This window comes from Actinomadura darangshiensis, from assembly GCF_004349235.1.
In the GTDB taxonomy this organism is placed as follows: domain Bacteria; phylum Actinomycetota; class Actinomycetes; order Streptosporangiales; family Streptosporangiaceae; genus Spirillospora; species Spirillospora darangshiensis.
Map to the genome: position 1 here is coordinate 1 of NZ_SMKY01000494.1, position 3908 is coordinate 3908.

At 66.8% G+C, this 3908-nt stretch carries 5 protein-coding genes and 1 tRNA gene; 4 read left to right on the plus strand and 2 right to left on the minus strand.

What is annotated here, in order from left to right:
- The first annotated feature begins 119 nt into the window (after window positions 1–119).
- The gene (locus E1293_RS45295; RefSeq protein WP_132206073.1) at window positions 120–1496 is read left to right on the plus strand and encodes a glycoside hydrolase 5 family protein; all 1377 of its coding nucleotides are present in this window, start codon (window positions 120–122) and stop codon (window positions 1494–1496) included.
- A 2-nt stretch (window positions 1497–1498) separates the two neighbouring features.
- Window positions 1499–2305, plus strand: a complete 807-nt coding sequence (locus E1293_RS45300) for a glycoside hydrolase family 16 protein (protein WP_132206075.1) — start codon at window positions 1499–1501, stop codon at window positions 2303–2305.
- Here E1293_RS45300 and E1293_RS45305 read toward each other — a convergent pair.
- Window positions 2302–2586 carry a hypothetical protein gene (locus E1293_RS45305; protein WP_132206077.1) on the minus strand — a complete coding sequence of 95 codons (285 nt, stop codon included), beginning with the start codon at window positions 2584–2586 and terminating at the stop codon, window positions 2302–2304. The two genes, E1293_RS45300 and E1293_RS45305, sit on opposite strands and share 4 nt — an antisense overlap.
- A gap of 121 nt (window positions 2587–2707) precedes the next feature.
- On the opposite strand from E1293_RS45305, the gene E1293_RS45310 reads away from it, so the two are divergent.
- Both E1293_RS45310 and E1293_RS45315 read left to right on the plus strand, forming a co-directional pair.
- Window positions 2708–3565, plus strand: a complete 858-nt coding sequence (locus E1293_RS45310; RefSeq protein WP_132206079.1) for an oxidoreductase — start codon at window positions 2708–2710, stop codon at window positions 3563–3565.
- A gap of 26 nt (window positions 3566–3591) precedes the next feature.
- Window positions 3592–3822 (plus strand): hypothetical protein, encoded by a 231-nt coding sequence (locus tag E1293_RS45315; RefSeq protein ID WP_132206082.1) that lies wholly within the window; start codon window positions 3592–3594, stop codon window positions 3820–3822.
- On the opposite strand, the gene E1293_RS45320 is transcribed toward E1293_RS45315, so the two are convergent.
- Window positions 3810–3885, minus strand: a tRNA-Ala gene (locus tag E1293_RS45320). The genes E1293_RS45315 and E1293_RS45320 overlap by 13 nt on opposite strands.
- Window positions 3886–3908: the final 23 nt, after the last annotated feature.

Below are 3908 nucleotides of genomic sequence, written 5' to 3' on the forward strand. Positions count from 1 at the left end.
ACCCCTAACGGCCGAAGGTGACCGCCGAGCGTCGCGCGTGAAAGGCGTGGAAGGCCCCTGGACCGAGCCGGCGGGCGTCCCTACGATGCCGGGGTCGCCGACTCCTGGAGGGCCACCCCATGCCCGAGCTCCCCGCCACGCCCGCTCCCGACCGGACATCGATCGACCGCAGGAAGTTCTTCGGGGTGACGGCGGGGGCCGCCGCGGCGTCCGCCCTGCTGAACTCCACCGCGGCACGCGCCGACGCGGCGGTGCCGACCGGCCGCCACCGGCACCGCCGCGTCCGGTTCGGCGTGAACTACGTGCCGAGCGAGAACTGGTGGTTCTCCTGGTCGGACTGGGACCGCCGGTCGATCGCGGCCGACCTCGACGACATCGCGTCGCTCGGCATGGACCACATCCGGATCATGCTGATCTGGTCGGAGCTGCAGCCGAACGCGACCTATGTCCGCGGGGAGCTGCTGGACCGGCTCGAAGAACTGCTCGACCTCGCCGACCGGCGGCACCTGGACGTCGAGGTGACCGTCTTCAACGGCGCGGTCAGCGGCGTCCTCTTCGTCCCGCCCTTCCTGATCAGCAACAGCGACGGGACGATCCGCAACGTCCTCACCGACCCGACCGTGATCGAGCGCGAACAATGGCTGCTCGGGCAGATCGCCGAACGCATCGGCCGGCACCGCAGATTCATGGGCTTCGACCTCTCCAACGAGATCCACTGGTTCGCGAAACCGCTCGGCATGGCGGTCACCCAGGCCCAAGGCGACGCCTGGCACACCGCCCTCTTCGACACCTGCGAAAAGGTCGCCCCCGGCAAGATCCACGTGTCGGGGATAGACCACTGGCCATGGCAGAACAACGACTTCTGGACGCGCCAGGGCCTCGGAACGGCCGGGACGATGACCGCCAACCACACCTGGGCCGGATGGACGCAGGTCATCCAGCGCTACGGCTCCCTCTCCACATCCTCGACGCATTACTCGGAGTTCTTCGTCGAGCTCATCCAGGCGTTCCACGCCGACCTGAAACGTCAGATCTGGATCGAGGAGACGGGCGTCTCGACCGTCTGGATGGACGCGGCCGACATCCCCACCTGGACGGAACGCTCGATACGCGCCATGGCCGACTGCACCGGCCTCTTCGGCATCACCTGGTGGGACTCCCACGACCTCAACCCGAAACTCACCGGATACGTCGACCTCGAATACGACCTGGGCCTGTTCACCAACGACCGGAAACTCAAGCCGATCGGCAGGACCATCCGCAAACTGATCGCCGAGTACGACGCCCGGCCACCGTCACCCTCGCCGCGCGCCACCGCCCTGGTCCTGCCCGACGACATGATTCCGGTGGCCGACTTCACCGCGTTCTTCGACCCCTTCATGAAGCTGGTCGACCGGGGAGAACGCCCGGCCGTCGTCCTCCAAAGCCGTACCACCGACACCGCCTACCTGGCCTCTCGCGGAATCACCCATCTGGTCACCCCCAGGGACGTGTGACGATGACTTACACCCGACGGGGCTTTCTCGCCGCGAGCGGCGCCGGCGCTCTGGGAATCGCACTCGGCACGTCGAAACCGGCCACGGCGGCAACCTGGGAAACCGTCGTCGACGGCTCCTTCGCCGACTACTCCGCACTGGAATCGGCGTGGAACTACCGCTACCCGTGGGGCTCGGACCACAACGGCAGCGCCCGCATGTACGGCAGCGCGTCCGACCACAACCACGTCTACCTCGAAAGCTCCGGCGTCCTGACCCTGAAAGCGGCCCGCATCACCTGGGACGAGGGAACCAGCAGCGCCGACCCGCACCTGCCGATCCACTACCACTCCGGTGCCGTCCACGCCAAACAACAGGTCCTGGTCAACGACCAGTTCCCCAACTGGGAGGTGAAGGGCGATTTCCAGGCCCCCTCAACCCGGGGCACATGGCCGGCATTCTGGCTGACCGGCGCCAACACCTGGCCGCCGGAAAGCGACGTCCTCGAATACAAGGGCGACAAGCGCAACTGGTTCAACACCTACCGGAACGCGTCCGGCGGCTGGTCCAACACCATCGTCAACGTTTCCGACCCCGGGGCCTGGCATGGCTACCGCGCCTGGATCACCAAGGTGAACTCGACCGACGTCGACATCCACTATTACTTAGACGGCTCCTGGGTCGGCCGGCACCGCGGCGCCGGCTTCGTCGGCCAGCCGATGTGGATCATCATCAACCTGCAGATGGAAGGCTCGTCGGGATCCCCGGGCCCCACGTCCACCACCTACTACAGAGCCCGCAACCTCTACGTCGGCCGCACCCGCTCCTAATCGACCAGAGGGGCGGCACCCACGATGCGGTACAGGCATTCGGCGACATCGGGCCGGGCGTCAATCTGCTCTTCCAGCACAACCCGCCAATACCCGGCCTCCGCGTAGTAGCAATCCTCGTGTTGCAGACGCAGCCGGGTTTCCAGCAGCCGAGTTTCGTATGCGTTCCCCAAGCATCGGCCGACCTCGCCGAAGACCCACCAGCACGAATCGGTCCGCGCGACCGTTACCAGCACCCGCGCAGCCTCAAAGGCGACACGCTGCGGACTCACGGTCGCCATGCGCAAGAACGTACGCTCGCCGGGCCCGCACTGTCGACGGCCTCCCGACATCCGGACCCCGGTAACCGTCCGCCCGGACGGCCCGTTACACCATGTTCGCAGGCCATTAGGGTTGACGGTCATGACGGCAGAACACTGGACCTTGGGCGGCGACTTGAGCGTCGCGAGGATCGGGTACGGCGCGATGAAGCTGACCGGGTGGCCGAGAGGCGACCGGCCCGACCGGGAGACGGCACTGGCCGTCCTGCGCCGGGCCGTGGAACTCGGGGTGAACCACATCGACACCTCGAACTACTACTCGCGTGACGGAGTGGCGGCCAACGAACTCATCCGCGAGGCGCTGCACCCCTACCCGGACGACCTCGTCATCGTGACCAAGGTCGGCGCCTTGGTCGAGGGCGCCGACATCGCATTGCCGCCGGCCGAGCAGAACGGCCTCACCCCCGGCAATCTGCGCCGCGGCATCGAGGCGAACCTCCGCTCCCTCGGCCTGGATCGCCTGGACGTGGTGAATCTGCGGATGGGCGACCTCGACCGGTCACAGACACCTTTGAGAGCACCCCTCGAAACGCTGCTCGCGTTGCGCGAAGAGGGCCTGATCCGCCATCTGGGCATCTCCAACGTCACCGCGTCCGAGTTCGCCGAGGCCCGCGAGATCGCGCCCATCGCCTGCGTCCAGAACCTTTACAACCTGTCCCGGCGCGACGACGACCCGCTCGTCGATGCCTGCGCCCAGGCCGGTATCGCCTACGTCCCCTTCTTCCCCGTCGGCGGTTTCCAGCCGCTCACGGCACAGCATTTGGACGCCATAGCCGTCCGCCACAATGCGACCGTGCCACAGGTGGCCCTGGCCTGGCTGCTGGCCCGATCACCGAACATCCTGCTCATCCCCGGCACCGGCTCCCTAACCCACCTCGAACAGAACATAGCCGCCGGCACCCTGAAACTGAGCCCCCAAGACAAGACACAACTCAACTAAGAACAAGCCGGGACCTCATGGACCGGATGGGGCATGACAGCGTGCGCGCCGCGATGATCTATCAGCACGCGAAGTCTGAGGCGGGCCGCGCGATTGCTGATGCGCTCAACGACAAGATCAAGGCGGAGCGGGGCGGCGATGACGAGGATGACGGCGGCCTCGGTGGCGCGCTCGTCCCCGTGGGCCAATCGCACGCTGATCGCACGAACGCCCCCGTCCAGGGTTTGGATGGGGGCGTTTTCGCTGGTGGAGCCTAGGGGATTCGAACCCCTGACACCCGGCTTGCAAAGCCGGTGCTCTACCAACTGAGCTAAGGCCCCTTGCGGCGGGACCAGCCTACCCG

Excerpts from the sequence above, each read along its gene's own strand:
- E1293_RS45310 (WP_132206079.1), top strand. The coding sequence starts at position 2,708 with ATGACGGCAGAACACTGGACCTTGGGCGGCGACTTGAGCGTCGCGAGG.
- E1293_RS45295 (WP_132206073.1), top strand. The coding sequence starts at position 120 with ATGCCCGAGCTCCCCGCCACGCCCGCTCCCGACCGGACATCGATCGAC.
- E1293_RS45300 (WP_132206075.1), top strand. The coding sequence starts at position 1,499 with ATGACTTACACCCGACGGGGCTTTCTCGCCGCGAGCGGCGCCGGCGCT.
- E1293_RS45305 (WP_132206077.1), bottom strand. The coding sequence starts at position 2,586 with ATGGCGACCGTGAGTCCGCAGCGTGTCGCCTTTGAGGCTGCGCGGGTG.
- E1293_RS45315 (WP_132206082.1), top strand. The coding sequence starts at position 3,592 with ATGGGGCATGACAGCGTGCGCGCCGCGATGATCTATCAGCACGCGAAG.